The organism is Thermaurantimonas aggregans (assembly GCF_003851885.1).
In the GTDB taxonomy this organism is placed as follows: Bacteria; Bacteroidota; Bacteroidia; order Flavobacteriales; family Schleiferiaceae; genus Thermaurantimonas; species Thermaurantimonas aggregans.
In genome coordinates this window covers 73,091-97,480 of sequence record NZ_BHZE01000007.1, presented here as the reverse complement: position 1 = coordinate 97,480, position 24,390 = coordinate 73,091, and the positions used below count along the sequence as shown (strand labels likewise).

23 protein-coding genes are annotated in these 24,390 nt (G+C 44.1%); 10 read left to right on the top strand and 13 right to left on the bottom strand.

The genetic code is table 11. The features are described 5' to 3' along the window. Window positions 1-32 precede the first annotated feature (32 nt). The 5 genes from EIP89_RS05045 to hpf all read left to right on the top strand — a co-directional run bounded on the left by EIP89_RS05045 (window position 33) and on the right by hpf (window position 3,816). On the top strand, window positions 33-1,124 hold the full coding sequence (locus EIP89_RS05045; protein WP_124397572.1) for a ComEA family DNA-binding protein: 1,092 nt from the start codon (window positions 33-35) through the stop codon (window positions 1,122-1,124). 13 nt (window positions 1,125-1,137) lie between these two features. Then, window positions 1,138-2,298, top strand: a complete 1,161-nt coding sequence (locus EIP89_RS05040) for an acyl-CoA dehydrogenase (protein ID WP_277028988.1) — start codon at window positions 1,138-1,140, stop codon at window positions 2,296-2,298. A 63-nt stretch (window positions 2,299-2,361) separates the two neighbouring features. Next, the gene (gene rpsU, locus EIP89_RS05035) at window positions 2,362-2,556 is read left to right on the top strand and encodes a 30S ribosomal protein S21 (protein ID WP_124397571.1); all 195 of its coding nucleotides are present in this window, start codon (window positions 2,362-2,364) and stop codon (window positions 2,554-2,556) included. A 54-nt stretch (window positions 2,557-2,610) separates the two neighbouring features. Further along, window positions 2,611-3,504, top strand: coding sequence for a tyrosine-type recombinase/integrase (locus tag EIP89_RS05030; protein WP_124397570.1), 894 nt, complete (start codon window positions 2,611-2,613; stop codon window positions 3,502-3,504). A gap of 12 nt (window positions 3,505-3,516) precedes the next feature. Next, window positions 3,517-3,816 carry a ribosome hibernation-promoting factor, HPF/YfiA family gene (gene hpf / locus EIP89_RS05025; protein WP_124397569.1) on the top strand — a complete coding sequence of 100 codons (300 nt, stop codon included), beginning with the start codon at window positions 3,517-3,519 and terminating at the stop codon, window positions 3,814-3,816. Window positions 3,817-3,886: 70 nt separating this feature from the next. On the opposite strand, the gene gdhA is transcribed toward hpf, so the two are convergent. After that, window positions 3,887-5,239, bottom strand: coding sequence for an NADP-specific glutamate dehydrogenase (gene gdhA / locus EIP89_RS05020; protein WP_124397568.1), 1,353 nt, complete (start codon window positions 5,237-5,239; stop codon window positions 3,887-3,889). A 166-nt stretch (window positions 5,240-5,405) separates the two neighbouring features. Continuing rightward, entirely contained in the window at window positions 5,406-5,561 is a 156-nt protein-coding gene (locus EIP89_RS11460; RefSeq protein WP_160160521.1) for a hypothetical protein, read from the bottom strand. 121 nt (window positions 5,562-5,682) lie between these two features. Between EIP89_RS11460 and EIP89_RS05015 the strand changes: the two genes are divergently transcribed. The 3 genes from EIP89_RS05015 to EIP89_RS05005 all read left to right on the top strand — a co-directional run bounded on the left by EIP89_RS05015 (window position 5,683) and on the right by EIP89_RS05005 (window position 10,806). After that, entirely contained in the window at window positions 5,683-8,514 is a 2,832-nt protein-coding gene (locus EIP89_RS05015; RefSeq protein WP_245966101.1) for a carboxypeptidase-like regulatory domain-containing protein, read from the top strand. A 45-nt stretch (window positions 8,515-8,559) separates the two neighbouring features. Further along, on the top strand, window positions 8,560-10,161 hold the full coding sequence (locus EIP89_RS05010) for a T9SS type A sorting domain-containing protein (RefSeq protein WP_124397567.1): 1,602 nt from the start codon (window positions 8,560-8,562) through the stop codon (window positions 10,159-10,161). 96 nt (window positions 10,162-10,257) lie between these two features. Beyond that, window positions 10,258-10,806: a hypothetical protein gene (locus EIP89_RS05005; RefSeq protein WP_124397566.1), complete on the top strand. Its 549-nt coding sequence runs from the start codon at window positions 10,258-10,260 to the stop codon at window positions 10,804-10,806. A gap of 47 nt (window positions 10,807-10,853) precedes the next feature. Here EIP89_RS05005 and pdeM read toward each other — a convergent pair whose 3' ends face one another. The 4 genes from pdeM to EIP89_RS04985 are packed head-to-tail and all read right to left on the bottom strand — an operon-like array spanning window position 10,854 to window position 15,200. After that, entirely contained in the window at window positions 10,854-11,528 is a 675-nt protein-coding gene (gene pdeM / locus EIP89_RS05000; RefSeq protein ID WP_124397565.1) for a ligase-associated DNA damage response endonuclease PdeM, read from the bottom strand. Window positions 11,529-11,537: 9 nt separating this feature from the next. Then, complete coding sequence (locus tag EIP89_RS04995; RefSeq protein ID WP_174706045.1) at window positions 11,538-12,722, bottom strand: MFS transporter; 1,185 nt, start codon at window positions 12,720-12,722, stop codon at window positions 11,538-11,540. 2 nt (window positions 12,723-12,724) lie between these two features. Further along, entirely contained in the window at window positions 12,725-13,816 is a 1,092-nt protein-coding gene (gene pdxA, locus EIP89_RS04990) for a 4-hydroxythreonine-4-phosphate dehydrogenase PdxA (protein ID WP_124397564.1), read from the bottom strand. Further along, window positions 13,800-15,200, bottom strand: coding sequence for a leucyl aminopeptidase family protein (locus EIP89_RS04985; RefSeq protein WP_124397563.1), 1,401 nt, complete (start codon window positions 15,198-15,200; stop codon window positions 13,800-13,802). Before EIP89_RS04985 ends, pdxA begins: the two co-directional genes overlap by 17 nt. A gap of 282 nt (window positions 15,201-15,482) precedes the next feature. On the opposite strand from EIP89_RS04985, the gene EIP89_RS11580 reads away from it, so the two are divergent. After that, the gene (locus EIP89_RS11580) at window positions 15,483-15,674 is read left to right on the top strand and encodes a hypothetical protein (RefSeq protein ID WP_124397562.1); all 192 of its coding nucleotides are present in this window, start codon (window positions 15,483-15,485) and stop codon (window positions 15,672-15,674) included. Here the strand turns inward: EIP89_RS11580 and elbB are convergent. Continuing rightward, a complete protein-coding gene (gene elbB, locus EIP89_RS04975; RefSeq protein ID WP_124397561.1) occupies window positions 15,640-16,320 on the bottom strand; it encodes an isoprenoid biosynthesis glyoxalase ElbB in 681 nt (226 codons plus the stop codon). The genes EIP89_RS11580 and elbB overlap by 35 nt on opposite strands. Before the next feature lie 90 nt (window positions 16,321-16,410). Here elbB and hutU point away from each other — a divergent pair, with 90 nt between their 5' ends. Beyond that, on the top strand, window positions 16,411-18,453 hold the full coding sequence (hutU, locus tag EIP89_RS04970) for a urocanate hydratase (RefSeq protein WP_124397560.1): 2,043 nt from the start codon (window positions 16,411-16,413) through the stop codon (window positions 18,451-18,453). On the opposite strand, the gene aroB is transcribed toward hutU, so the two are convergent. The 6 genes from aroB to EIP89_RS04940 all read right to left on the bottom strand — a co-directional run bounded on the left by aroB (window position 18,433) and on the right by EIP89_RS04940 (window position 24,386). Then, window positions 18,433-19,497: a 3-dehydroquinate synthase gene (aroB, locus tag EIP89_RS04965; RefSeq protein WP_124397559.1), complete on the bottom strand. Its 1,065-nt coding sequence runs from the start codon at window positions 19,495-19,497 to the stop codon at window positions 18,433-18,435. The genes hutU and aroB overlap by 21 nt on opposite strands. Beyond that, on the bottom strand, window positions 19,475-19,933 hold the full coding sequence (locus EIP89_RS04960; protein ID WP_124397558.1) for a MarR family winged helix-turn-helix transcriptional regulator: 459 nt from the start codon (window positions 19,931-19,933) through the stop codon (window positions 19,475-19,477). The genes aroB and EIP89_RS04960 overlap by 23 nt, the downstream gene beginning before the upstream one ends. 206 nt (window positions 19,934-20,139) lie before the next feature. Beyond that, a complete protein-coding gene (locus tag EIP89_RS04955) occupies window positions 20,140-21,033 on the bottom strand; it encodes a cupin-like domain-containing protein (protein WP_124397557.1) in 894 nt (297 codons plus the stop codon). A gap of 58 nt (window positions 21,034-21,091) precedes the next feature. Next, window positions 21,092-22,534 (bottom strand): aldehyde dehydrogenase, encoded by a 1,443-nt coding sequence (locus EIP89_RS04950; protein ID WP_124397556.1) that lies wholly within the window; start codon window positions 22,532-22,534, stop codon window positions 21,092-21,094. Next, a complete protein-coding gene (locus tag EIP89_RS04945) occupies window positions 22,535-23,893 on the bottom strand; it encodes a DUF4369 domain-containing protein (protein WP_124397555.1) in 1,359 nt (452 codons plus the stop codon). Between the two features lie 43 nt (window positions 23,894-23,936). Then, complete coding sequence (locus tag EIP89_RS04940) at window positions 23,937-24,386, bottom strand: MarR family winged helix-turn-helix transcriptional regulator (protein ID WP_124397554.1); 450 nt, start codon at window positions 24,384-24,386, stop codon at window positions 23,937-23,939. Window positions 24,387-24,390 lie beyond the last annotated feature (4 nt).

Sequence of the window (24,390 nt, the reverse complement as noted above, 5' to 3'; positions counted from 1 at the left end):
TTGAGCAAACCTTCTAAAAAATGAGGTAAAACATGTGGCGAAAATTCCGCGAATGGTTCGAACTTACCAAATCAGAAGAACGCGGAATACTTGTTTTACTTTTTTTCATTGTTTCTTTATGGGCGGTCAATTTTTATTTGAAGTATCATATTCAACGCAGACCTCCTTCTGAATTTGAAGTAATAATAACAAATAAATCTTCTGAACTTCAAGAAAAATACAACAATAAAAACTCTTATTCAGAATATCATTTTATTGGATATTTCAATCCGAACGAAGTAAGTTTTGAAGATTTACTAAAGAGTGGATTGCGAGAAAAAAATGCTAAGGCAATTATCAATTATCGCAACAAAGGAGGTAAATTTTTAAAGGCTGAAGAGGTATATAAAATCTTCAACATCGACTCTGGTTGGGTAACTTTTCATCTACCCTACATGGTCATCAATCAGAAATCCACAGAAAACCCTAAAACGAAATACAAATTATTTGTTTTTGATCCAAATACTGCTGACTCTGCGAGCCTTCTCCGACTTGGTTTCAAGCCCTGGCAGATTTCCAATTTGCTTCGATACAGGTCGCGAGGAGGCGTATTTCATACAAAAGAAGACGTCAAGCGCCTGTATGGGATTGATTCTGCTTTTTATACCCTTCTTGAGCCCTATATCGATCTGCCTGCATACGGTGATGGAAAACAAAGTATTACCTCAGCTAAAGCCACTGTAAAAATTGAACTGAATACGGCTGATAGCACTGCTCTTACTGCATTGCCCAGTATAGGAAATGTTTTAGCCGGCAGAATAGTGAAATATCGCACGGCTTTGGGTGGGTATGTGCACGTGAACCAGCTGTTAGAAGTCTATGGCATTGACAGCCTCAAATGGGAGCTTCTTTTACCTTTGATTGAAATAAATGTGGCGCATGTAAAAAAAATCAACATCAACAGTGCTGAAGAAGATGAACTTGCCGCACATCCATACATTCGAAAAGGACTAGCCAGAGAAATAGTAGCCTTTAGAAAAAACTTTCGCTTGTTTCAATCTGTTACTGAGGTTGAAAAATTATCTTTGGCAAAAAATAGGGATTTAGGAAAGCTTTATCCCTATTTAACGATTGGAGAAAATTAAATTAGAAGACATTATGATAGAAACTAAGTCGTCCTTTGATCTATCCATGAGCGAGACCCAGCGGATGATCATCGATGCAGTGAGAGATTTTGCGGAAAAGTACATACGTCCGCATGTGATGGAGTGGGATGAGGCACAGCACTTTCCGGTAGATGTGATGCAGAAGCTCGGTGAGATTGGATTGATGGGCGTTTTGGTACCCGAGGAATATGGAGGAGCTGGCCTTACATACGATGAATATGTTGCGGCTATTATTGAGTTGTCAAAAGTCGATCCTTCCATCGGTCTGTCAATGGCAGCACATAATTCCTTGTGTACTGGCCATATACTGCAGTTTGGCAATGAAGAACAGAAAAGAAAATACCTCCCTTTATTGGCTACCGGACAGTGGATTGGTGCGTGGGGATTGACAGAAGCCGGCACAGGTTCAGATGCCGGCGGGATGAATACTACTGCAGTGAGAGATGGCGATTACTGGGTGATCAATGGCTCGAAAAATTTCATCACCCATGGAAAATCAGGTAATGTAGCCGTAGTGATTGTTCGTACTGGAGAGAAGGGGGACTCACATGGCATGTCAGCCTTTATTATTGAAAAGGGTACACCAGGTTTTTATGCGGGTAAAAAAGAAAACAAACTTGGCATGCGTGCCTCGGAAACCGCAGAGCTGATTTTTGACAACTGTCGAGTACATCACTCCCAAATGCTTGGCAATGAGGGCGAAGGTTTTATACAGGCAATGAAAATACTCGATGGCGGAAGAATCTCAATCGCTGCACTTTCCGTAGGCATTGCTAAAGGAGCTTATGAAGCCGCCCTGAAGTATTCAAAAGAACGCGTTCAATTTGGCAAGCCCATCTCTCAGTTCCAGGCCATTGCGTTTAAGTTGGCTGATATGGCCACTCAGATCGAAGCCGCAGAGTTGCTTACTTATAACGCTGCTTACTTGAAAAACAATGGAATGAAAGTGACGAAAGAAGGCGCAATGGCTAAACTATATGCCTCTGAAGTGTGTGTGCGTGTAGCTAACGAAGCCGTGCAAATCTTTGGTGGCTATGGATTCACCAAAGATTTTCCTGTAGAAAAATATTACCGCGACTGCAAGCTTTGCACCATTGGCGAGGGAACATCTGAAATTCAAAGACTTGTGATTTCAAGAAATATTTTAAAATAATCTTGTTGATAAAAAATTTATTCATACATTTGCGCCCCAATTAACACAGGATATTGTCACAGCATGATTCACATAACTGTAAAAGAAGGCGAAAGCATTGACAAAGCGCTGAAGCGCTATAAAAAGAAGTTTGACAAACTAGGCATCGTGCGCATTCTCCGCGAGAAGCAGCACTACACCAAGCCGTCTGTACGTAGAAGAAATCAGGTGTTGAAAGCTATCTTCACGCAAAAAATCAGAAGTCAACAAGAAGCATAAATATCGGGTTTTGAAGTATTTTAGCCGGTCTCTTAGGCCGGCTATTTGTGTTTTATGTCAAACCAAGTACTGTTAAACGATTTTTTTGAATATTTAGAAAAAGTAAAAAATCGCTCAATCCATACTTTAGAAGCATACAGAAGGGATATTGAAGCATTTCTAACCTATTTTGAAAATCAAGATCTTACACAATTCAACCCCAAGCAAATACGCCACTATGCTGCATATCTTTCTAAATTAGAACTGAAGCCTTCGAGCATTCGTCGAAAGTTGTCAGCGCTTCAAGCTCTGTTCAGGTTTTTGAAAAAAAATAAATACATCTCCTCAGTTCCCACAAATTTAGTTGTTAGACCAAAGCTCCCACGTAGAGTCAAAGACATTCCCAAGGAGGCAGAACTGGCAAAACTTGAATCCGTAGAACTAGGGAATACTCGGGAACTTGATTTTGAGACTGTTCGCGATTTTTGCATCATTGAGCTGCTCTATGGTACGGGTATTCGCCGTCAAGAGTTGATTGATCTTACCTTAGGTGATGTGGATTTAAGTGCTGCAAGCATTAAAGTTACAGGTAAGGGAAGCAAGCAGCGTATCGTGCCTTTAAATGACTATTTAAAGGAACTTTTGTCTGTCTACATATCATTCAGAGAAAAACTTACTACAAAAGACGATACAGCCTTTTTTTTAACGAAAAAAGGCAAAAAAGTGAACAAAAGCCTTGTTTATGTAATTGTTAAGTCCTACCTTAGTGCAGTCACTGATGTACATCAAAAGAGTCCGCACATGTTGCGTCACGCCTTTGCCACTCACATGCTTAGCAGGGGAGCTGATCTCCGAAGCATTAGAGAGTTGCTCGGCCACAGCAGCCTTGCGGCTACACAGGTGTACACTCAGAATGACGTAAGCAAACTCAAATCAGTGTATAACCGCTTCCATCCGCGAAGCAACTAAATTTCAAGCGCTATGGTAGTCAGAATTCAATCCGTGCACTTCACAGCTGATCAGAAGCTGATCAACTTTATTCAAAAAAAAATGGATAAACTAGACACTTTTTACGACAGAGTCGTAGATGCTGATGTCTATCTCAAGCTGGAAAACACCAATACCCGTGAAAACAAAATCGTTGAAATTAAAGTAAACGTCCCGGGTAACGACTTGGTGGTAAAAAAGATAGCCTCTTCATTTGAAGAAGCTACAGATTTGTGTACGGAAGTGCTCTCTAGACAACTGAGAAAAGAAAAGGAAAAGGTGAAAATGGCCTAATTTCACTGACCATAAAAAAGAAAACCGCCTGAATTCCAGGCGGTTTTTTTATTTTTAAAGGTTAACATTACTACACAACACCTTGATCGATCATGGCGTCAGCCACTTTTACGAAGCCTGCGATGTTCGCGCCTTTTACGTAGTTTACAAATCCATCTTCCTCGCGCCCGTACTCTACGCAAGCTTTATGGATGTTTACCATGATGGAATGTAAGCGCTGATCTACTTCTTCGCGGCTCCATGAGAGGCGGAGAGAATTTTGAGACATCTCCAGTCCACTGGTAGCTACCCCGCCGGCATTCGATGCCTTGCCTGGTGAAAAGAGGATTTTAGCGTTCAAGAAAGTTTCGATAGCCTCGGGTGTTGAGGGCATGTTGGCACCTTCAGCTACACATATCACGCCATTAGCAACTAAGGTTTTAGCGTCTTCGCCATTGAGTTCGTTCTGAGTGGCACAGGGTAAGGCAATATCACACTTTACTCCCCAAGGTGTTTTACCCTCGATGAATTCAGCTCCTACGCGATTAGCATATTCTTTAATTCTGCCGCGCTGTACGTTCTTAATCTCCATGAGAATAGCCAGCTTTTCAGGAGTAAAGCCTTCTTTGTCGTAGACATAACCTGATGAATCAGAAGCTGTTACAACCTTGGCGCCGAGTTCCATGGCTTTTTCAATGGCATACTGAGCCACGTTGCCAGATCCTGATACTACCACAGTTTTACCTTCAAAGGAAATACCTCTGGTAGCTAACATTTCCTGTGCAAAATACACGGTGCCGTAGCCAGTAGCTTCAGGTCTGATGAGTGATCCACCCCACTTTATGCCTTTGCCGGTGAGCACTCCTGTGAATTCGTTCTTCAAACGCTTGTATTGACCAAACATGTAGCCGATTTCACGTGCACCTACGCCTATATCGCCAGCAGGCACATCGGTATCAGCTGATATATGGCGCGCAAGCTCAGTCATAAACGACTGACAAAAACGCATTACTTCATTGTCGCTCTTGCCTTTGGGGTCAAAATCACTACCACCCTTTCCACCACCCATTGGCAGTGTGGTAAGGGCATTTTTGAAAATTTGTTCGAAACCTAAGAATTTTAAAACAGAGAGATTAACAGTAGGATGGAAACGAATTCCGCCCTTGTAAGGTCCAATAGCTGAATTAAATTGAACGCGGTATCCGCGGTTTACCTGTACTTCCCCTTTGTCGTCGATCCAGGGCACGCGAAAAATGATCACGCGTTCTGGCTCAACAATACGTTCCAAAATCTTGTGCTGCTTGTACTTGGGATTTTCTTCAATGAAGGGGATTACGGTTTCTGCTACTTCTTGTACTGCTTGCAGAAATTCTGGTTCATGAGGGTTTTTAGCGCGCACTTGTGCCATGAAGGCATCTATTTGTGCTTGATACTTTGACGACATATCTGGTTAGAGTTAAAAAAACTGGGCAAATGTATTGACGTGCGGTATTTTAAAAACGGAAAATTTTGACAAATCAGATCGTGTACTATGTACACAAACTGATCTGCAAGACATTCATTAGCAATGAATAATTTGTTAATGTAGATTGTAAAAATCCGTTAATTAGCTAAGCATTATTTGACTGGTTCTTCTTATAAGTTTCTATTTCGTCTTGGGTAGGAGCAGGATTGCCTCTACCGGTTGACATAAACCAGACCATAAATGCACCGGCTAAAAGTGGAAGAGTAAGCACAGCAAGCATCAAGAGCGTATCAATGAGCATAATTTTAGGATTTTTGTCAGTTTTCAATAGAAATAATAAACAAATTTAACGGTTTCGCATTTTTTAAAAAATCCTTATGATTGCAGGAATTTCTAAAGTTTTATAAAAATTTTTTGAAACGTTGAGGATCAAGACCTTTCTAGGAAAAATCGGATTCGTTAGCCTGATTTTTTACGTACAAACAGCCGTTGCCCAAGAGAAAATTAGCGGTACCGTAAGAGACTCTAAAGACAGAGAAGCCATACCCGGGGCAAACGTCGTAATAAAAGAAACAGGCAAAGGTACCTCAACTGACATGAGTGGCAGATTTGTGCTTGAACACAAAGGTTCTCTACCCGTAACACTTGAGGTGAGCTTTGTGGGATACAAAACAAAACGCTTAGAAATAAAAAAATCAGGTAACTATACCATTGATCTCGACGAAGATAAAGTAATGCTAAGTGAGGTCAGTGTGGTAGAACAGCGGCTTTCAGACAAGCAAAAGGAAAGTGCTCTAACCGTTGAAGCCATGGATGCCTTGGCTATTAAAGAAACACCCGCTGCATCTTTTTACGACGGATTAGGCTCATTAAAGGGAGTTGACCTCACGGCAGCCTCGCTGGGTTTTAAAATCATAAATACCCGTGGCTTCAACAGCACCTCGCCGGTTCGTTCTCTTCAAATCATAGATGGAGTCGATAACCAAGCACCCGGTTTGAATTTCTCTTTGGGAAATTTCTTAGGCGCATCGGACCTCGATGTGTTGAATGTCGATATCATCGCCGGGGCTTCATCGGCCTTCTATGGTCCCAACGCCTTTAATGGCGTAATTTCAATGACGACAAAGGATCCCTTTCTGTTTCCTGGAACGAGCGTATCCTTTAAGACTGGGGAACGCAACTTGAATGAAATCGCCTTAAGGCATGCACGTGTTTTTAAGGATAAAAAAGGAAATGACAAGGTGGCCATTAAATTCAATGCATTTTACCTGCAAGCAAATGATTGGGTAGCAGACAATTACAGTCCAACGGAACAATCGGAAAGGGGAATTAAAAATCCGGGATGGTATGATGCTGTAAACCGGTATGGCGATGAACAAATGTTTGACGATGGGCAACAACCCAGAACTTATCCCGGATTGGATCGATTCTACCGCACAGGAATTGAAGAGGTTTATCTGGTCGATTATAACACTCGCAACCTTAAATTGGCCTTATCACTTCATCATAAGTTCAGTAATGAAAGGGAGCTGATACTTGCCTCTAACTTTGGATATGGTACCACAGTTTATCAAGGTGACAATAGATATTCACTCAAAGACATCAAATTTTATCAAAACAGAATAGAGTTTCGAAAGAAAAACAAATTTTTTATACGAGCTTACTCTACTAATGAAGATGCGGGAAACTCTTATGACGCTTACTTCACTGCTTTACGAATGCAAAATGCTCTCGTTTCAGATAATGCTTGGGGAGAGCGTTACAGGTCGTTCTGGAATTCTTTTGAAGCTAACACAGCCCAGAGTCTTCCGAAATACCCAACAGCAAACTGGTTCACTGAACGTGAACTTTGGCTGCAGCAATATCAGGAGTATTTAGCTTATAACCAGGACACTTTGCGTCAATTACACAATCGAAATCGGCAACGCGTCGATCAGTTCTTTGGTGGACCTTTGATACCTGGTACCCGGCAGTTCGATTCACTTTTTACCTATTTTACTTCACGGACATTTGCAGAGGGTGGCACCAAATTCTTCGATCGTTCGGCTTTGTATCATTTACATGGCCAGTATGAGTGGGATGTTAAGTCATATCACCTGGTAGCTGGTGGGAATATGCGACTATATGTGCCAAACTCACGAGGAAACATTTTTAGCGATTCTATGCGTTATGATCGTTTCGTGGTTGATACGCTTCCAAACGGTCGATTAGTATACGACAGCACAGCTCTTAGTTACAATCGGATTACCAATTTCGAATTCGGTGTTTATGCTGGGATTGAGAAAAAATTTTTTGAAGACAAACATAAATTCAATTTTACGATACGATTAGACAAGAACCAAAACTTCCCATTTCTGTTGAGTCCAGCATTGTCTTGGGTGTACCAGATAGATAAGCTCAACACCTTACGTGTAAGTCTGTCATCGGCAATTCGAAACCCAACACTTCAAGACCAGTATTTGTACTACAATGTCGGCAGAGCCATTTTGCTTGGCAATTTGAATGGTGTTGATAGTCTTGTTTCGCCTGAGAACTTACAGGAGTATCTCAAGAAAAATCAGCAAGGAAGATTAGAGCATGAATTTGATTACTACAATGTAGCACCTATTAGGCCCGAACGCGTACAAACAGCAGAAGTGGGCTATAGAACTACCCTGTTTGACAGGCTCTTCCTCGATATGAATTATTACTACTCGTGGTATCAAGATTTTATCGGTTTTAATATCGGTCTAATGATTCAAGCCGATGGCCAGACTGCAATTGACCGTGTTTCGTCTGTACAGGCATACAGGGTAGCAGCAAATGCTCGCGATCGAGTTACCACTCAAGGATTTTCAGTCGGTGCCAACTACTACTTTTGGGATAACTACACACTCACAGGTAACTACACTTGGAATGTCCTTAATACTGCCACCGACGACCCCATTATTCCGGCTTTTAATACGACAGAGCACAAGTACAACATCGGATTAAATGCCAGAGATTTAAAGTTAAAATCTACAAGTCAAAATTTATTTGGTTACAGTGTAAACTATCGTTGGATTCAAGGGTTCTTATTTGAGGGATCACCCCAGTTTACAGGTAGTATTGATAGTTATGATATGTTAGATGCACAGGCCAATTACTTTGTGAAGAAGTGGAAGACCACCTTTAAGCTGGGAGGCACCAATCTGCTTAACAATAAAGTGTTTATGGTTTTTGGAGGCCCTAGGGTGGGAAGATTGGCCTATTTTTCAGCAGTAGTTGACTTTTAAAAAATTGTTATACCTTCGTAAAAGTTTAATTTAAATTTAACCTCTATGAAAAAATCACTACGACTTCTGCTTGCTCTTCTGGTTACTTCTTATTTATCAGAAGCGCAAGTGCGATATTTAGAACCCGTGTTTACCGATGCTCAAATTAGTGTGATGAGCAATGTTAACTACGGTATCAACTTTTTTGCCTACGCTCCGGCATCAATTGGAGGGCCTCAGCTACTGCCTCTGCGCTGTGATGTCTATATGCCCGATACTAGTGTGGACAATGTAACGAATCGTCCTGTAATCGTATACTTCCATACGGGGAGCTTTCTTCCCAAGGGATTAGCAAGCCCGATGGGCGACAAGACAGATAGTGCAGCTGTAGAAATTTGCCGCCGTTTTGCAAAGATGGGTTATGTAGCTATATCTGCAACCTATCGTGTTGGCTGGTTAGCTAACAGTACTGACTTAGACCTGCGTCGTGGAACTAACTTATTGGCTGTGTACTATGCCATTCAAGACGCAAAAACAATGGTCAGATTTCTTCGAGCCTCGGTATTAGGTCAAGGCAATCCCTTTAAAATCAATCCAAATGCTATAACACTTCTGGGTCAGGGATCAGGTGGATACATTACTTTGGCCTACGGCACGCTGAACAAGTACACTGAGCTTCAGCTTGATAAATTTAAATACGATAACGCGAGCTCTACCGGACTTTTCGGATATCCGGTACAAGCAGGTGATATGTATGTAGATACTTCAGTGGTGGGCGATTGGAATGGTTTCGGAGGAAAAGTGACCCTTACTGGCCAGCAAACTCCACTGGGTTTGCCTCAAATCGACATGACAAAAAGAGGCAGGAATTATGAAAACTTTCCGGGTGTTCCTTCTGATGTAGCAATGACTGTGAATCTTGGTGGTGCGCTAGGAGACTCTACCTGGTTAGAAGCGGGAGACCCACCTATTGTTTCAGTGCATGTGGTTCAAGATTTCTTTGCTCCTTACATTTCGGGTATGGTAAATGTTCCGATCGCGGGTCAATTTTACCCTGTTGTTAGCGTAGCTGGTAGCCACACTGCTGTTCGACTTTCAAATCAAATAGGAAATAATGCTATACTTACAACCAATTGGAATGATCCCATTAGTCTGAAAGCGCGCGCAAATGCTACACTTAATCCAGGACAGATCCATCACATCCTGCCGTTTGATATTCCACCTCCCAATCCCGCTCTTCCTTTCCGCGTGAATTCTAACCCCTGGGATTGGTGGGATCCGAATGACCCTCTTAGCGCTAATGAAACTAACCCGAACATTAAAGCTCAATCACTTGCCTATATTGACTCGGTAATGGGCTTCATCGCTCCGAGAATCGCTAAGATGCTCACGACTAAGGGATATCAAATTCCCGTAAGTGTGGATGAAAATAGTATAGATACTAAAATCATCATGTATCCTAATCCGGCCACCACACACTTTAGCCTAAGTACACCTAAGCCTATTGAAAAAATTGAGTTGGTAGATATGACCGGAAGAGTGGTACACGTAAATGCCCCCTACGAATCCTTCCACACCGTGCGCACCGAACACTTGCCAAAAGGAGTTTATTTCGTTCGGCTTTTGATGGAAAACGAATGGTACACTAAAAAGGTAGTTATTCAATAGTCATTTTACTTTTAAAACAACAGCCGCCCTTCGGGGCGGTTTTTTTTTAAATACTTTTGGCTCAATAATTGACCAAGTGATTTGAAAATTAAGCATATGAAAACTTCATTCATTAAGTCTTTTGCTTTCATTATTCTTACTACAGTTATTACTTCATGTGGAGGATTTAAGAAACCGGGCAAAGAAGTAACAGGGCCATTTTCTTCCTCAAGATACCAGACAAATAGCCGATATTTTAGAGGAGTAGGTAGCGGTACAAGTATGGATTTAAATACTTCTAAAAGCAAAGCTATGATTATGGCTAAGCAGCGTCTAGCCTCAAGTGTAAATACTACCATGCGTACTGTGGCCGATCGCTACGTTAAGGAAAACAGCATGCTGAATGCCTCAGAATTTATGTCGAAATACGAAGAACTGAATCGAGAAGTGACAAATACGATGTTAGCCGACATACGCGTAATAGGAGAGCGGACATTCAAACTGCCCAACAATCAATATGAGACGCACATAGCCCTCGAAATACGCAAGCGCAGCATGTACAATCACCTGAAGCGACAGGCAAAAATTATGAAGCAGTGGAATGAAGCCGAGCGCGCTGCTATGGAGGAATTAATCGATAGGTTATTAGCAGAGCTCAAAGATTGATGTAAAAACTATCGAAATTGATTAGAATTTAATAAGATCTCTCAAGTTTAAAAATCTAATCGATTGATCTGTAGGCCGGAAATCAAAAACACGATGTCACCAGATTGAGGTTCGATCGGATAAGTTCCGGTAAAGTCGCCATATGCCGGCAGAACGGCTTGGTGCTTGCTCAGCCATAGACAAGGTAGCCGGAGTCGCTGTCTGCCTTTTCCTTCTAATAAATAGCCCGGATGCAAATGTCCGCACAAGGTATATAGGTTAGTGTGGTTATTATTGACTTCGAGTGGATGATGTGAAAGTATAAAACCATCAATCACCAGTTGGCTTTTTACTTCCACTCCAGTTTGTCGATAGATTTGTACATCCAATACGTCGTGATTTCCTTCGATAAGGATAAATTCTTTATCAGGATGAGCCTTTAGTACAGATTGAAAAGCGTTCCACTCACTGTTGAAGTCAGAATGGAAGAGATCTCCGAGAAAAACAATTGCAGAGGGCTGAACTCTGTTAATTAGCTCTTGGAGTTTTACAATTTGCTTATTGGCAGCTGCTAAAGGCAATGAAGCCCCGGCCCGTCTGAAGTGAGAAATTTTTCCAATATGTACATCAGCCAAAATCAGCATTTTATGAAGTGGCCAGTACAAAGCCTTCTCTGGTAAAAGGTGAAAGGTGTGCGATTTAAGTTCAAAGGGAAAGTAACTCAAATTCTCTGTTCGAATCATATAGATTGGTCAGCTCGCTGAAGGGCTTATTGACTTAATTCTCATAAAGTAAAAAGCTGTGAGAAGCGCAATTATCCCAGAGAGCAACAGCGCTACTTGTGCTCCAAAGTATTGCCAAATCAAACCAGCTGCTGAGCTTGCAATGAGCAGCGCAATACTTTGCAGTGCAGTAAAACTGCCAATAGCCGTTCCTAATTCTTCGCTTTTTACAATATCAGAAATCCAAGCTTTTGAAATACCTTCTGTATAGGCATAATATCCTCCATAAAGTATGAATGGCAACCAAAGGAAATTGGGTGAGTTAAAGTTTGACATCAAACCATAGACAAGCGCAAAAAGCAAAAATCCGTAAATAGCAATTTTCTTCTTGCCGATGCGATCTGCTACTCTGCCCATGGGCCAGGCCAATGCTACGTACGAAATATTAAACAAAACGTAGAGCAATATTACGCCTGCTTCGCTTACACCAAGCTGTTTAGCCCTCAAAAGTAGAAACATATCTGAGCTGTTGAAAAGGGCGAAAACCAGTAGTCCTAAGACTATCTTTTTGTATGCCGGGCTTGCCTTAGCGATATACGTAATGGATGTAAAAGGTGAGGGAATTTTTGAGTTATCTGACGGAGGAAGTCTTTTTTCGGGAATCAAAAAAGTAAGACCTACTGAAATAATACCCGGAATGAAAGCAAACAGGAATAACCAAAAGTACTGACCCGGAAAGAGATACAGATAACCAAAAGCCAAAAGGGGTCCGATCACTGCGCCAAGGGTATCCATAGAGCGATGGAAACCAAAGACGGTGGCACGGGTACCTGGAGTAGCCTCTTGTGCCAACAGGGCATCTCGAGCTGCTGTACGTATTCCCTTGCCCAGGCGGTCGGCTGTACGGGCAGTGAAAATCCCAAAGGGCTGAGTCCAAAGTACCATTAGCGGTCGTGAAACGGCGCTGAGAGCGTAACCAAATTGTACAAAAGGCAGGCGCCTGCCGAGCTGATCAGACCACCGACCAAAAAAACCTTTGCTTAAACCGGCTACGGCCTCGGCTATGCCTTCAAGCCAGCCGATAAAGGCGAACGAATATCCAATGCTCTGTAGATAAACAGGCATAACAGGATAAAGCATTTCACTGGCCACATCGGTGAAAAGGCTCACGAGCGAAAGAATCCACACAGCCCGTGTGATGTGGCGTATCTTCATATTTAATTTCCGTTTTGAAGATCCACAACGACGTCTTCGTCAGGGCCTGAGCGCTGCTGGCTGAAGGGCAAAGGATTTGCCGATATTTCGGCGTGCAGTTCTCGATTACGGAGGATGTCGATAGCCAACCAAATGGCTTGTTTGATGCTTGTTTCGTCGGCTATCCCTTTGCCTGCAATGTCGTAGGCGGGTCCGTGGTCGGGCGAGGTGCGCACTATTGGCAGGCCCGCAGTGTAATTTACGCCCTCGTCGAAGGCTAAGAGTTTGAATGGGATAAGGCCTTGATCGTGATACATACTGATGATGCCGTCGAACTTTTTAAAGGCACCACTGCCAAAAAATCCGTCGGCAGAAAAAGGACCATACACCAATATGCCTGCTGAAAAGGCTTTTTCAATAGCCGGAGTAATGACCGTAACTTCCTCAAGACCAATTAATCCGGTGTCACCTGCGTGAGGATTCAGTCCGAGTACAGCAATTTTTGGTCGGCGAATGCCAAAATCGACTTTTAAACTGCGTTCAAACTGGGCAATTGCGCTTAAAAGCCGTTCTTCAGTGACGAGCGATGACACTTCTGAAAGCGGCACGTGAATGGTAAGCGGGGTGATGCGCATCGTATCTGAACAGAGGATCATCGTGGATTTACCGCCAAAGTGGTGCTCGAAGAATTCGGTATGGCCCGGAAAGCGAAATTCGTCGCTCTGGGTCACGTGCTTGTTGATCGGGGCGGTGACTACAGCATCGATAGCACCAGCTTTCAGCGCCTGTACAGCAGCCATTAGTGACTTTACAGCAAATTTTCCCACATTGGGGTCGGCCTTTCCGAATTCGAGGGTGACCTCCTCTTTCCACGCATTGATCAGGTTAGGGCGTTTGTGGTTGATTTGTGAGAGGTCGTTTATAATGTTAAAACTGAAATCCAGTATGTTAAGAGCCTTTCGGTGGTAAGACACCACCTTTGAAGAGGCAAAGAGCACGGGTGTGCAAATCTCAGTGACCCGATTGTCGAGCATGGTTTTAATGATCACCTCCAGACCGATGCCATTGAGGTCACCGCAGGTAATGCCGATGATGGGCTTATTTGGTGTGTTCATCGATCCAGCGTTTAAAAAATTCTACAAGAAGTCGAACTCCTGTACCAGTGGCACCCTTGCCGCGATAGGCATTGCCACTGTCTTCGAGAAAAGCTGTAGGGGCTATATCGATGTGAATCCATGGATAGTCGGTAAAATGCTCGAGAAATTTACCTGCCGTAATGGCACCAGCTTCGCGACCTCCGATGTTTTTCAAGTCAGCAATTTGGCTTTTGAGCATGTCGCGGTACTCCTTCCACAGGGGCATGCGCACACAGCGTTCGTACACTTGGTAGCCTGCCTCTTCGAGTTTTTTAAATGTTTGGTCGTCAGCTGTTCCCATTACTACGTTGGCGTATTTGCTCACAGCCAACACAGCAGCCCCCGTAAGTGTGGCTAAATCAATCGCTAAAGCTGGCGAAAACTTTTTTGCATACGCAAGGGCATCGGCCAGGATTAAACGGCCTTCAGCGTCTGTGTTTAATACCTCTACTGTGGTACCGTCATACATTTGAATGATGTCGCCCGGGGTAAGGGCATTTTCGCCTGGGCGGTTGTCGGTAGCAGGTATGAGGCCTACCAGGTAAAGGGGCATTTTAAGGCTGGCTACGGCTTCGAAGGTGCCTAAAATTGCCGCGGCTCCGCTCATGTCGCTCTTCATGCTGTCCATTGAGCCTGGTGTAGGCTTTAAGCTGAGACCGCCAGTGTCAAACATGACGCCTTTGCCGACAATTACAATAGGCTTTTCATTGACAGCGTTCTCGGGTTTGTATTCGAGGATGGTAAAAGTGGGAGGATCGATAGAGCCTTTGTTTACGCCTAGTAGTCCGCCCATTTTGAGGGCTTCAATTTTTTTCTTTTCTAGCACCTCGACGTGGAAATTAAGCTTTTTGCCTAGATCTACGGCATATTGGGCCAATGCAGTGGCATTAAGGGTAATAACAGGCTCATTTACCAAGTCGCGTGTATGGTAAACAGCTTGTACTAAGGCGCGGAGGTAAGAAAGTTCACTATCAGACACTTCAGGCAAATAGAGTTCTGAAAGCTGATGGTTTGTCTTTTTACTTAGGTATTTTGTAAACTTGTAAGAGCCAAGAGCAAGGCCTTCAGCCAAGGCTAAGGAATGCTTCGCTAAACCGTGAATGACAATGCGACCATCAGTCCAGATTTCGAGCTCTGAAACCAGATCAGACCCCGCAACGCGCAGCGACTCAAGTGCTTCGTAGTCTGTGAGTTTTGTATCAGGAGTTTTGACGTACCACGAATTTCCTGTTCGAATGAATTTGACAGAATCTTTTGAAAGAACTTGTTTTTCAGCTTCAGAGAGTGTATCGGGAAGGGCAGCGACATCAGCAATGTGAATGTTGAAAGAAATGTCTGGATTTTTTTTATTAAAGAATTCCATGTCTTGAAAATTTATTTAAATGCAGACGACAAAAGTACAATGAAATACTTCGGTAGGTGGATCGGATAGATCGATGGATGGAGGTTGAGTGATATGTACGAAGAATAGAATTCAAGCATTGAGTTATTTCGAGATTGAAAATGAGATGGATGTGGGTATGTAATCAGCGTAAGATCTGAAGACTGCACACAGTTGAAGCTGAGAAGAATGGGTGGTTTTGAAGCGGTAAGTGGATAACTGAGTGCATTGGTTTACATGTTTTGAGCGCGAAGCGCTTTCCGCGTGAGGTGCCTGGAGAGTGACGGCGAAGCCGGCAGTGCGCAGCGCAGCGAAGCACCGAGCGAAGAGCGAGCTCGGAAGGGACCGACCCCCGGCGAAGGTGCTGAAAGCACCTTGCCGGGGGGCACGCCCAAAAAGAAAAAAGAAATTTTAAAAAAACTTACAGGGAAACGAGCAGGTCGATGGCCATTTTGACGTTGGCATAGATGTCGGTGATGTGGCCTTCCATCATGTAGCAAGGGGCTGTAATAATGCGGGCCTTTGTATCGAGGTGTACTTCGCGAAGGGTTTTTTCGACGGGTTTCACACCGAGGGTGGCCACGGCCTGATGAGTGCCGGCTATGTCGTAGGGCGAGGGCTCAGCTGTAGAGCCAAGGGTGACTTCGGCAGTGAAAGGGCTGCCTTCGAGGGCTTTGGCTACGACTGCCGGAGCTATGCAAAGTGCACATATGGGCTTGCCAAGTGCCACAAAGTCGAGTATTGTTTTTTTGACGTCAGGATCTACCTCGCCTTGTGGACCTTCAAAGGCCCACTTGCTCCAGTTTTTGGCAGCGCCAAATCCGCCGGGCATTACGAGACCATCGAATTGGGTGGCGTCGAGTTCTTTGAGGTCTTTTATGTTGCCTCGAGCGATGCGCGCTGACTCTACGAGCACATTTCGGGTTTCAGGCATCTCCTGGCCAGTGAGGTGATTGATGACGTGATGCTGGTTTTTATTTGGGGCAAAGCATTGGTACTCTGCTCCGTTTTGAGCAATGGAAAGCAGGGCAAAAGTGGCTTCGTGGATTTCTGAACCGTCGTAAACACCGCAACCGGCGAGCAGTACTGCGTATTTTTTCATCTTTAAAAGATTTTGATTGTTACAAAAATAGGGCTTGGTGTGCGTATGCCTTACCTTTACAGCCAAAGGGGATTAAATTCAAAAAATGCGATGAAGAAGGAACTTTCTTTTGCTGAACAGATTTTACAGGGCATTCCGGAAGAATTGCCTGAGCCGAAGCCCTATGATCCGACGGTAAATCACGCTCCGAAGCGTCGAAATATTTTGACAGTACGTGAGAAAGAGCTCGCATTGCGCAATGCGTTGAGGTATTTTCATCCAAGACATCACCCAGTGCTTGCACCCGAGTTTTACGACGAGCTGGAGCGCTATGGTCGCATCTACATGTATCGCTTCAGGCCTGATTACGAAATGTATGCACGACCTATTCACGAATATCCGCATAAGAGTCTGCAAGCCGCAGCCATTATGCTGATGATTCAGAACAATTTAGATCCGCGTGTGGCGCAGCATCCGCATGAGTTGATTACTTACGGGGGCAATGGGGCAGTGTTTCAAAACTGGGCGCAGTACCTGCTCACGATGAAATACCTAGCCACCATGACCGACCGTCAGACGCTGCACATGTACAGCGGACATCCGATGGGGTTGTTTCCGAGCAGTCCGGAGGCACCAAGAGTGGTGGTGACCAATGGGATGATGATACCGAACTATTCGAGCCCTGACGATTACGACCGCTATAATGCGCTGGGAGTTACACAGTATGGCCAAATGACGGCAGGTTCGTACATGTACATTGGTTCGCAGGGCATCGTGCACGGCACTTACATTACAGTGCTCAATGCCTTGCGCAAGGTGTATCCGAACGATGAAAATCCTGCTGCAGGCCGCTTGTTTGTTACGGCTGGGCTTGGTGGCATGAGTGGTGCCCAGCCTAAAGCAGCTAAGATTGCCGGCTGTGTATCAGTAACGGCAGAAGTGAACCCCAAACCACTCTACACCCGCTATCAGCAAGGCTGGGTAGATGAGGTAGTGACAGATATTCACCAGCTTTGTAAACGCGTAAAAGAAGAGTTGGCCAAAAAATCGAATACCTCTTTTGCGTATCTGGGCAATGTAATAGAAGTATGGGATGCCTTCTTGAACGAAGGCATTTACGTGGATATAGGCAGCGATCAAACTTCACTGCACAATCCTTACGCTGGTGGCTATTATCCGTATGGACTCACCTTTGAGGAAGCAAATCAGATGATGGCTGATGATCCGGAGCGCTTTCGCGAGGTGGTAAACGAGTCGCTTCGCAGACATGTGGACCTAGTGAATCAACATACGGCAAGGGGCACGTATTTCTTTGATTATGGCAATGCCTTTCTACTGATGGCGTCAAGAGTTGGGGCCGACATCATGGCGCCTGACGGAATTCACTTTCGTTACCCAAGTTATGTGCAAGATATTATGGGGCCAATGTGTTTTGATTTTGGCTTTGGTCCGTTCCGTTGGGTGTGCACATCGGGCAAAGACGAGGATCTGCGCTATACAGATGTACTGGCTTCATCAGTATTAAAAAAGTTGTATCAAAAAGCACCTGAGGAAATTCGCATGCAGCTGCGCGATAACATTCGCTGGATAGAGCACGCCTGGGACAACAAATTGGTCGTGGGCTCTAAAGCACGCATTTTGTATGCCGACAGCGAAGGGCGCATCGAGATTGCTAAGGCATTTAACGACGCCATTCGCTGCGGCAAGATTGGGCCGGTAGTGCTCGGCCGCGACCACCACGACGTGAGTGGTACAGATTCGCCCTATCGGGAGACATCAAATATTTATGACGGCTCAGCCTTTACGGCAGATATGGCCATTCACAATGTGATAGGCGATAGCTTCCGAGGTGCCACATGGGTGAGCATTCACAATGGCGGAGGTGTCGGTTGGGGAGAAGTAATCAATGGCGGATTTGGAATGTTGCTCGACGGTTCGGAGCAATCGGCGCAAAATCTGGAGAATATGCTGTTTTTTGACGTTAACAATGGTATTGCTCGCCGAAGCTGGGCACGAAACCCCAATGCACTCTTTGCTATACAGCGCGAGATGCAACGAACGCCCGACTTAGTAGTAACAGTGCCTAATATGGTAGCTAATGGTGTGCTCGATGCTGTGCTAAAGCAAACCGCTTCAGGAGAGCATGTAAATTAATCCCTCTGAAATGAGCTCCGGGTCAATTTCTTGTTGTATCTCATATCGGCCCGGAGCTGTGATCAAAGGCATGTAAATGGTGGAATTCATGGTTTTCTTGTCCATGTAGATATAGTCGAGTAATATTTCGACATCTCCGGTATTGAGCGAGGGTCGCTGTATGTATTTGTGAACGAGCTTTTTAAAATTTTCGAGCTCATTAAAGTCAAAATTTTTAAGCCTAAAGGCAATGAATAGCTCTGCAATGAGCCCCCAAGCTATTGCCTCGCCGTGGTAGATTTCGTCTTGTTTGTCGAGGTGGAAGGCTTCCATGGCGTGGCCAATGGTGTGACCGGCGTTGAGTATTTGCCGTTCACCCAGGTCTAATGGGTCATTCAGAACGATTGTTTGTTTGAGTTTTAGGCATTTTTCAACCCAATCTTCCAGGTGGGTATCCAATTCATGGGGAAAATTGCTTTTAACTTCTTCCCAAAGCTGAGCATCTAAGGCTAAGCCGTATTTAAAAATTTCGCCAAAAGCGCTGGTAAACTGGCGCTCGTCGAGCGTGGCGGTATATTCAGGGTCGATTAGAATGAATTGAGGAGGGTAAAAGGTGCCAATCAAATTTTTTATCCCGCCGAAGTCAATACCGGTTTTTCCGCCATAAGCTGCATCTACCATCGAGAGCAGAGTAGTTGGAACGTTGATGTAAGGGATTCCGCGTTTGAAAGTTGAGGCCACAAATCCACCTAGGTCTGACACGGAGCCTCCTCCGAGATTAATGAGCAGAGATTTTCTGTCAGCTTGATTTTCGGCCAGCTCGCTCCAGAGGTGTGAGGCGATTTCGATGGATTTACACTGTTCGCCTGGTTCTACTTCGATTTCGTGAAAGGGCAGTTCAACATTGAGTTTGTAAAAGAATTCGTCGCGACAGTAGTCCAACGTATTGGTGTCCATCAATAAGAAGAGCTCGGTGTATTCGCCAGAGGTCAATCTCTCACTCAAGTAAGCATACCCCTCATCTCCTTTCAAAATCAGGGAGTCAAAGTTTGACCTTCTGGGCATAGATTTTAATGTTTTGGCTTTCGATTTCGCGTACTATTGTCTGTATTACCTGGAAGAAAGCAGTTAGCTGGTCGGGAGTTAATTTGCTCATTATATGTGTATTGAAGGCTTTTACAGCCTGACGGGCTTCTTCTCGTTTTTCCAGGCCTTCAGGAGTTAGTTTAATGATGACAACCCGGCGATCTGTAGGGTGAGGTTCTCTGGTAATGAGTCCTTTAGCTTCTAAATTTTTAAGAATTCGGCTCAAGCTTGTAGCCTCCATGCCCATTTTGGGGCCAAGTGCTGTGGCGGGTGTGCCATTTTGTAGATCGATATTCAGCAGAACGTTTCCACTTGCCCAAGTGGTATTGTACTTAGCTGCTATATCGTTGTAAAATCGGCTTATGTATTGCCAGGCGAATTTGATTTGAAAGTCAATTGTTTCTTCCGGTTTCATATAGCTCTCTTCGGCGTTTGACGATCGATGAAAAATTTCCCGACATTAATCCCAAACATCATATTTCGAATATGAAACCAAAAGTACGCAATTTTTATATGCATGCATAAAGTATCTGATTCACATGCATTAAGTCAAATAACATGCTGTGAATCAATAGTTAGTAAATTTTCCAGACTATCCTTTCTCCAAGCAACAGAGTGTTTTTACACCTGTTTGCGTTCGCGCTCAGTTTCTCGCACGATCTCGTTGGCCTTTTGTATGGCACGTTTGAGCTTGAAATCGCTCCACGAGTTTTTGTAATATTTATTGAGAAGTTCGTCTAATTTTCTGATAACAAAAACGTTGTAAGCTCCTTGAATTTTTCCGGGAATTGTGGGCGAGAGCGAACGAAGGCTTAGCGAAAAGCTACCGTCGAGGTACTGAATGTAGTGCCAGATGCCGCTGGGCATAAACAAAGTGTCGCCGTGATTGATTTCACATTCGTAGCCTTCGGCGTATTTTAACGCTGGATATTTACTGAAGTCCACATTCATCAAATCGGCTGCACTGTGTGTGGTAAAAGGCAGTTTGTACAGGAATTTGGTTTGACTCTGTTCAAAAAGTACGATGCGCTTTGTGCCGCAAAATTGTGTAATAAAGACATTGGAAAGGTCGATGTCGTAGTGCAGGCGGACATCAGAGCCGGCACACCCAAAGAACATGTAAGGGAAATCTTTCAGATAATTGGTTGTAATCGGGGTAAATTCAAAATCTTCGAGCAGCTCGGGCACATGCTTGAAAATGTTGAATAGAAAAATTCTCAAATCGCTCTGTACTCCTTGCTCAAGCATATCGATGTACTCGCCGAAAGGCACTTCTTTAACCGGGGGCATTTCGATGGCTGTAGGGTTGTTTTCCAGCCATTTGCCGTAAAGTTTTACTTTTATGTGGCCTGCTTTCTCGCGCAAGTAGGAGTAGGTCCAGCGGTCAACAGCTTTCCAGTTTTTTGTGTAGTTTTTGAGAATCACTGGCTTTCCGGGCAAGAGGTACTTTTCGTGAAACTCTTCCAGGCTTATGTCATAAACTACTTCTACAGGTTTCAGATTGAGCTTGTCCACGGTGTATTAAATTGAATAAGCAAAATTATTGAACACTATGAGAGTGAAAGAATGATATTCAGAATGCGATGCATACATTTTTAGGTTCTGTAAAGAATTCAAGGGCGTAACGACCGCCTTCTCGGCCCAGTCCACTCGCTTTCATTCCCCCGAATGGTGTGCGCAGATCGCGCAAGAGCCAAGTATTTATCCAAATAACACCGGCTTCGATGGAACGGGCCATGCGATGGGCTGTGTTGAGATTTGTGGTAAAAATGCTACACGCCAATCCGTATTCCGTAATGTTGGTTATTTGAACGGCTTCATCTTCCGTGTCAAAGGGCATCAGCGTTACCACAGGGCCAAAAATTTCTTCTGTATTCGTGGGGCATGTCGATGAAAGCCCGTCAATTACCGTGGGCTGAATGTAGTAGCCGTTTTGGTAAGGTGTATTTAACTTCACCTGCTGACCTCCTGTTAAGATATTGCCGCCTTCCTCTTTCGCGAGTTGAATGTAAGATAAAACTTTTAGCAAGTGTTGCTCAGAGACCACTGCTCCTACCTGTGTATTTTCATCATAGGGATTGCCCAAGCGCAGGGAGGCTACCTTTTCTACAAAGTCTTTTTTAAATTTTTCGTACAGAGGTCGTTGAATTAAAATTCGGGAACCGCAGAGGCAGATTTGTCCTTGATTGCTAAAAGAGGCTCTCACTGCAGTGCTCAGTGCTTTCGGATAGTCGCAGTCGGCCATGATGATGGTAGCGTTTTTGCCACCCAGCTCCAGGGAGAGTTTTTTTAAATGGGGGGCTGCCGCTTGGGCAATTTTCTTTCCTGTAGCTGTACCTCCGGTAAAGGAGATAGCCTTGATCTCCGGATGCTCTGCCATGGCTTGCCCAGCTTTATAGCCATAGCCGTGCACTATGTTGAGCACTCCAGGGGGCAAACCTGCTTCATGGCAAATTTTGCTCAAAAGATAAGCCGTGTATGGGGTCACTTCACTGGGCTTGGCCACTACAGTACATCCGGCTGCTAAGGCAGGAGCTATTTTCCAGCTGAAGAGGTAAAGCGGCAAATTCCATGGACTGATGCAACCTACTACCCCGATGGGCTGGCGAAGGGTGTAGTTGAAGCCTGTTTCGCCCATGTCGTGTGTATCGGTAGAGGTGTGTAGAATAGCAGTAGCAAAAAAGGCAAAGTTGTCGCGGGCTCTGGGGATGTCCACAGTTTTGGCCAATTTGAGGGGTTTGCCGTTGTCGCGGCTTTCGGCCAGGGCGAGTTCATCGAGCTGATCTGCTATGAGATTAGAGATTTTCATTAAAATGCGGCTGCGCTCTGCTGCCGATGTATTTGACCATTGCGCAAAAGCCTCTCTAGCAGCCTTTACAGCGGCTTCTATATCCCGTTGGTCGCTGTCGGGTATCAGGCTATACGCTGCCCCTGTGGCAGGTTCTATGTTTTCGATATAATTTCCACTGATGGGGGGCACCCATTGTCCATTGATGTAGTTTAGAAGGGTTTCCATTTAAAGCAATTTTTTGATCTTTTCTTCTACTTCTTTGATGTCGTATGTTTTCAAAATGAGCTTTTTATCAGTATCGTAGAGCACATAAGCAGGTGTTCCGAAGATTTTCAACACACCCGCGTAGCCGTTCCACCCTTTTGAGTCGTGCAGGTGAATCCAGTCGGAAGGCAATGTTTTGATGTTTTCTTTCCAAAGACCTACATCTGATTCGAGGTGGAGTGCTGAGATAGTCAATCCGTTTTGCTTATAGCGATTGTAAAGATCTATCCAAAAAGGTTTGCTCTCTCGGCAGTGGCTGCATCCACTGCTCCAGAGAATGAGAAGGTTAGCTTTGCTTGACGGAACGTCTTTTGGGAATATTTGATCTGAACCATCTGGAGCCTTCAACACGGCATTTGGCAAGTAGCTGCCTTCTTTCAAAGCGTTTAGACTTTGCAAAATTTGGTCAATATCAATGGATTGCGACGGATCAGCGCATACACCATCGGTCAAATACTTCTCTTTCAAATATTCCAGTGCATCAGGATAATTCATTGTTTTATAGGCATTGACCAGGTACTGGAAGATGTTTTTCCAAAGCAACTCGTTCGATTTCAGAGGATCTAGAATCTGGTCGATGAAGGATTTGTTCATGTTTTTAAAATCTTGAGCAGCATTTTCAGCCATCAGGTAGTTGTAATACTGCCCAATTTTTTGGTGGAGGAGTACATTGTGCACCCAGAGTGTATCGCTGATGTCGATACCCTGGTAAAAGCCTTTTGAAAAGTCGCTTCCGCGGGCATCCCACTGCCGAAGCATAGCTATGTAACGATTAGCTAATGGAAATCGCGCATCGCGATATCGCTGAAAGATGGTTTTCTTCTCTGATTGAATCCTGGATAGATTTTTGTTAATTTCCGACATAAAGGGGTCATTTGACGGATATTTTCTCAATACATCTTCGAGCAAAAAGATTTTGTACTGAACCTGATTGTACTGTTTTGTAAATCGAGTAAAATACTGAAGCTCTTCTCCTTTTGTAATTGTTAAAGAATCAGTAATGTGGGGATATTGTGTTATAAAGGAGATATCATCTCCTGGCTTAAGGATCAAATCAATGTACTTATCCGGCGATCGATTTTGGCCTTTTTCGATTAGCAGCTTATAGAGGCCGCTGTATGGAATGGCTGTATTGAGTTGAAAAAAGCCGTTTGGCAATTGCACATAGGCCGAATCAATCGGAAATTCTTCCACTCCGTTATAACCTACCAATACAATATATTTTGGGCTTAAACCATTAATGGCACCAGATATTCTGACGATTTGGCCAATGGTATTACCATAACAAAAGAAAAAAAAGGCCAGGAGAAGTTGTTTCATCCGTAGTTCTCTTGCGCAATCTGAGGGTTAAAAATACGAAGGATTACCCTCTGAGTTTGTCGAGCAGCTGATTGAGGAAGCGCGCTTCAGACTCGGTAAGGTGAATGATCTGTTTGTGTAGTTCGCTTACGGGTTTATCGAGTTCAGCCAAGAGTTGAATTCCTGATTTGTTTATGATCACGTCCACATGACGGCGGTCAGCTGCATTTTGTTGACGATCGACGAGCTTTTTAGCCACCAGCTTGTCCACCAGACGCGATGCGTTGGAGGTTTTGTTGAGCATTCGGTCTTGAATGGTATTGATAGTGCAAGGCTCAGGAAAATGGCCACGCAGTATTCTCAACACATTGTATTGCTCCGGAGTGAGGCCGTATTTTTTTAAAAATCTTTGGATGTTTACATAGACGTAACTGTAGGTAAACAGTATATTGATAGATGCCTTAGAATATTCATTCGGAAAGGTCTTTTGTTTGATTTCATCCTCAAGCTTCATAACG

Coding starts and splice junctions, on each gene's coding strand:
- EIP89_RS05045 (WP_124397572.1), top strand. CDS start 33: ATGTGGCGAAAATTCCGCGAATGGTTCGAACTTACCAAATCAGAAGAA.
- EIP89_RS05040 (WP_277028988.1), top strand. CDS start 1,138: ATGATAGAAACTAAGTCGTCCTTTGATCTATCCATGAGCGAGACCCAG.
- rpsU (WP_124397571.1), top strand. CDS start 2,362: ATGATTCACATAACTGTAAAAGAAGGCGAAAGCATTGACAAAGCGCTG.
- EIP89_RS05030 (WP_124397570.1), top strand. CDS start 2,611: ATGTCAAACCAAGTACTGTTAAACGATTTTTTTGAATATTTAGAAAAA.
- hpf (WP_124397569.1), top strand. CDS start 3,517: ATGGTAGTCAGAATTCAATCCGTGCACTTCACAGCTGATCAGAAGCTG.
- gdhA (WP_124397568.1), bottom strand. CDS start 5,239: ATGTCGTCAAAGTATCAAGCACAAATAGATGCCTTCATGGCACAAGTG.
- EIP89_RS11460 (WP_160160521.1), bottom strand. CDS start 5,561: ATGCTCATTGATACGCTCTTGATGCTTGCTGTGCTTACTCTTCCACTT.
- EIP89_RS05010 (WP_124397567.1), top strand. CDS start 8,560: ATGAAAAAATCACTACGACTTCTGCTTGCTCTTCTGGTTACTTCTTAT.
- EIP89_RS05005 (WP_124397566.1), top strand. CDS start 10,258: ATGAAAACTTCATTCATTAAGTCTTTTGCTTTCATTATTCTTACTACA.
- pdeM (WP_124397565.1), bottom strand. CDS start 11,528: ATGATTCGAACAGAGAATTTGAGTTACTTTCCCTTTGAACTTAAATCG.
- EIP89_RS04995 (WP_174706045.1), bottom strand. CDS start 12,722: ATGAAGATACGCCACATCACACGGGCTGTGTGGATTCTTTCGCTCGTG.
- pdxA (WP_124397564.1), bottom strand. CDS start 13,816: ATGAACACACCAAATAAGCCCATCATCGGCATTACCTGCGGTGACCTC.
- EIP89_RS04985 (WP_124397563.1), bottom strand. CDS start 15,200: ATGGAATTCTTTAATAAAAAAAATCCAGACATTTCTTTCAACATTCAC.
- elbB (WP_124397561.1), bottom strand. CDS start 16,320: ATGAAAAAATACGCAGTACTGCTCGCCGGTTGCGGTGTTTACGACGGT.
- hutU (WP_124397560.1), top strand. CDS start 16,411: ATGAAGAAGGAACTTTCTTTTGCTGAACAGATTTTACAGGGCATTCCG.
- aroB (WP_124397559.1), bottom strand. CDS start 19,497: ATGCCCAGAAGGTCAAACTTTGACTCCCTGATTTTGAAAGGAGATGAG.
- EIP89_RS04960 (WP_124397558.1), bottom strand. CDS start 19,933: ATGAAACCGGAAGAAACAATTGACTTTCAAATCAAATTCGCCTGGCAA.
- EIP89_RS04950 (WP_124397556.1), bottom strand. CDS start 22,534: ATGGAAACCCTTCTAAACTACATCAATGGACAATGGGTGCCCCCCATC.
- EIP89_RS04945 (WP_124397555.1), bottom strand. CDS start 23,893: ATGAAACAACTTCTCCTGGCCTTTTTTTTCTTTTGTTATGGTAATACC.
- EIP89_RS04940 (WP_124397554.1), bottom strand. CDS start 24,386: ATGAAGCTTGAGGATGAAATCAAACAAAAGACCTTTCCGAATGAATAT.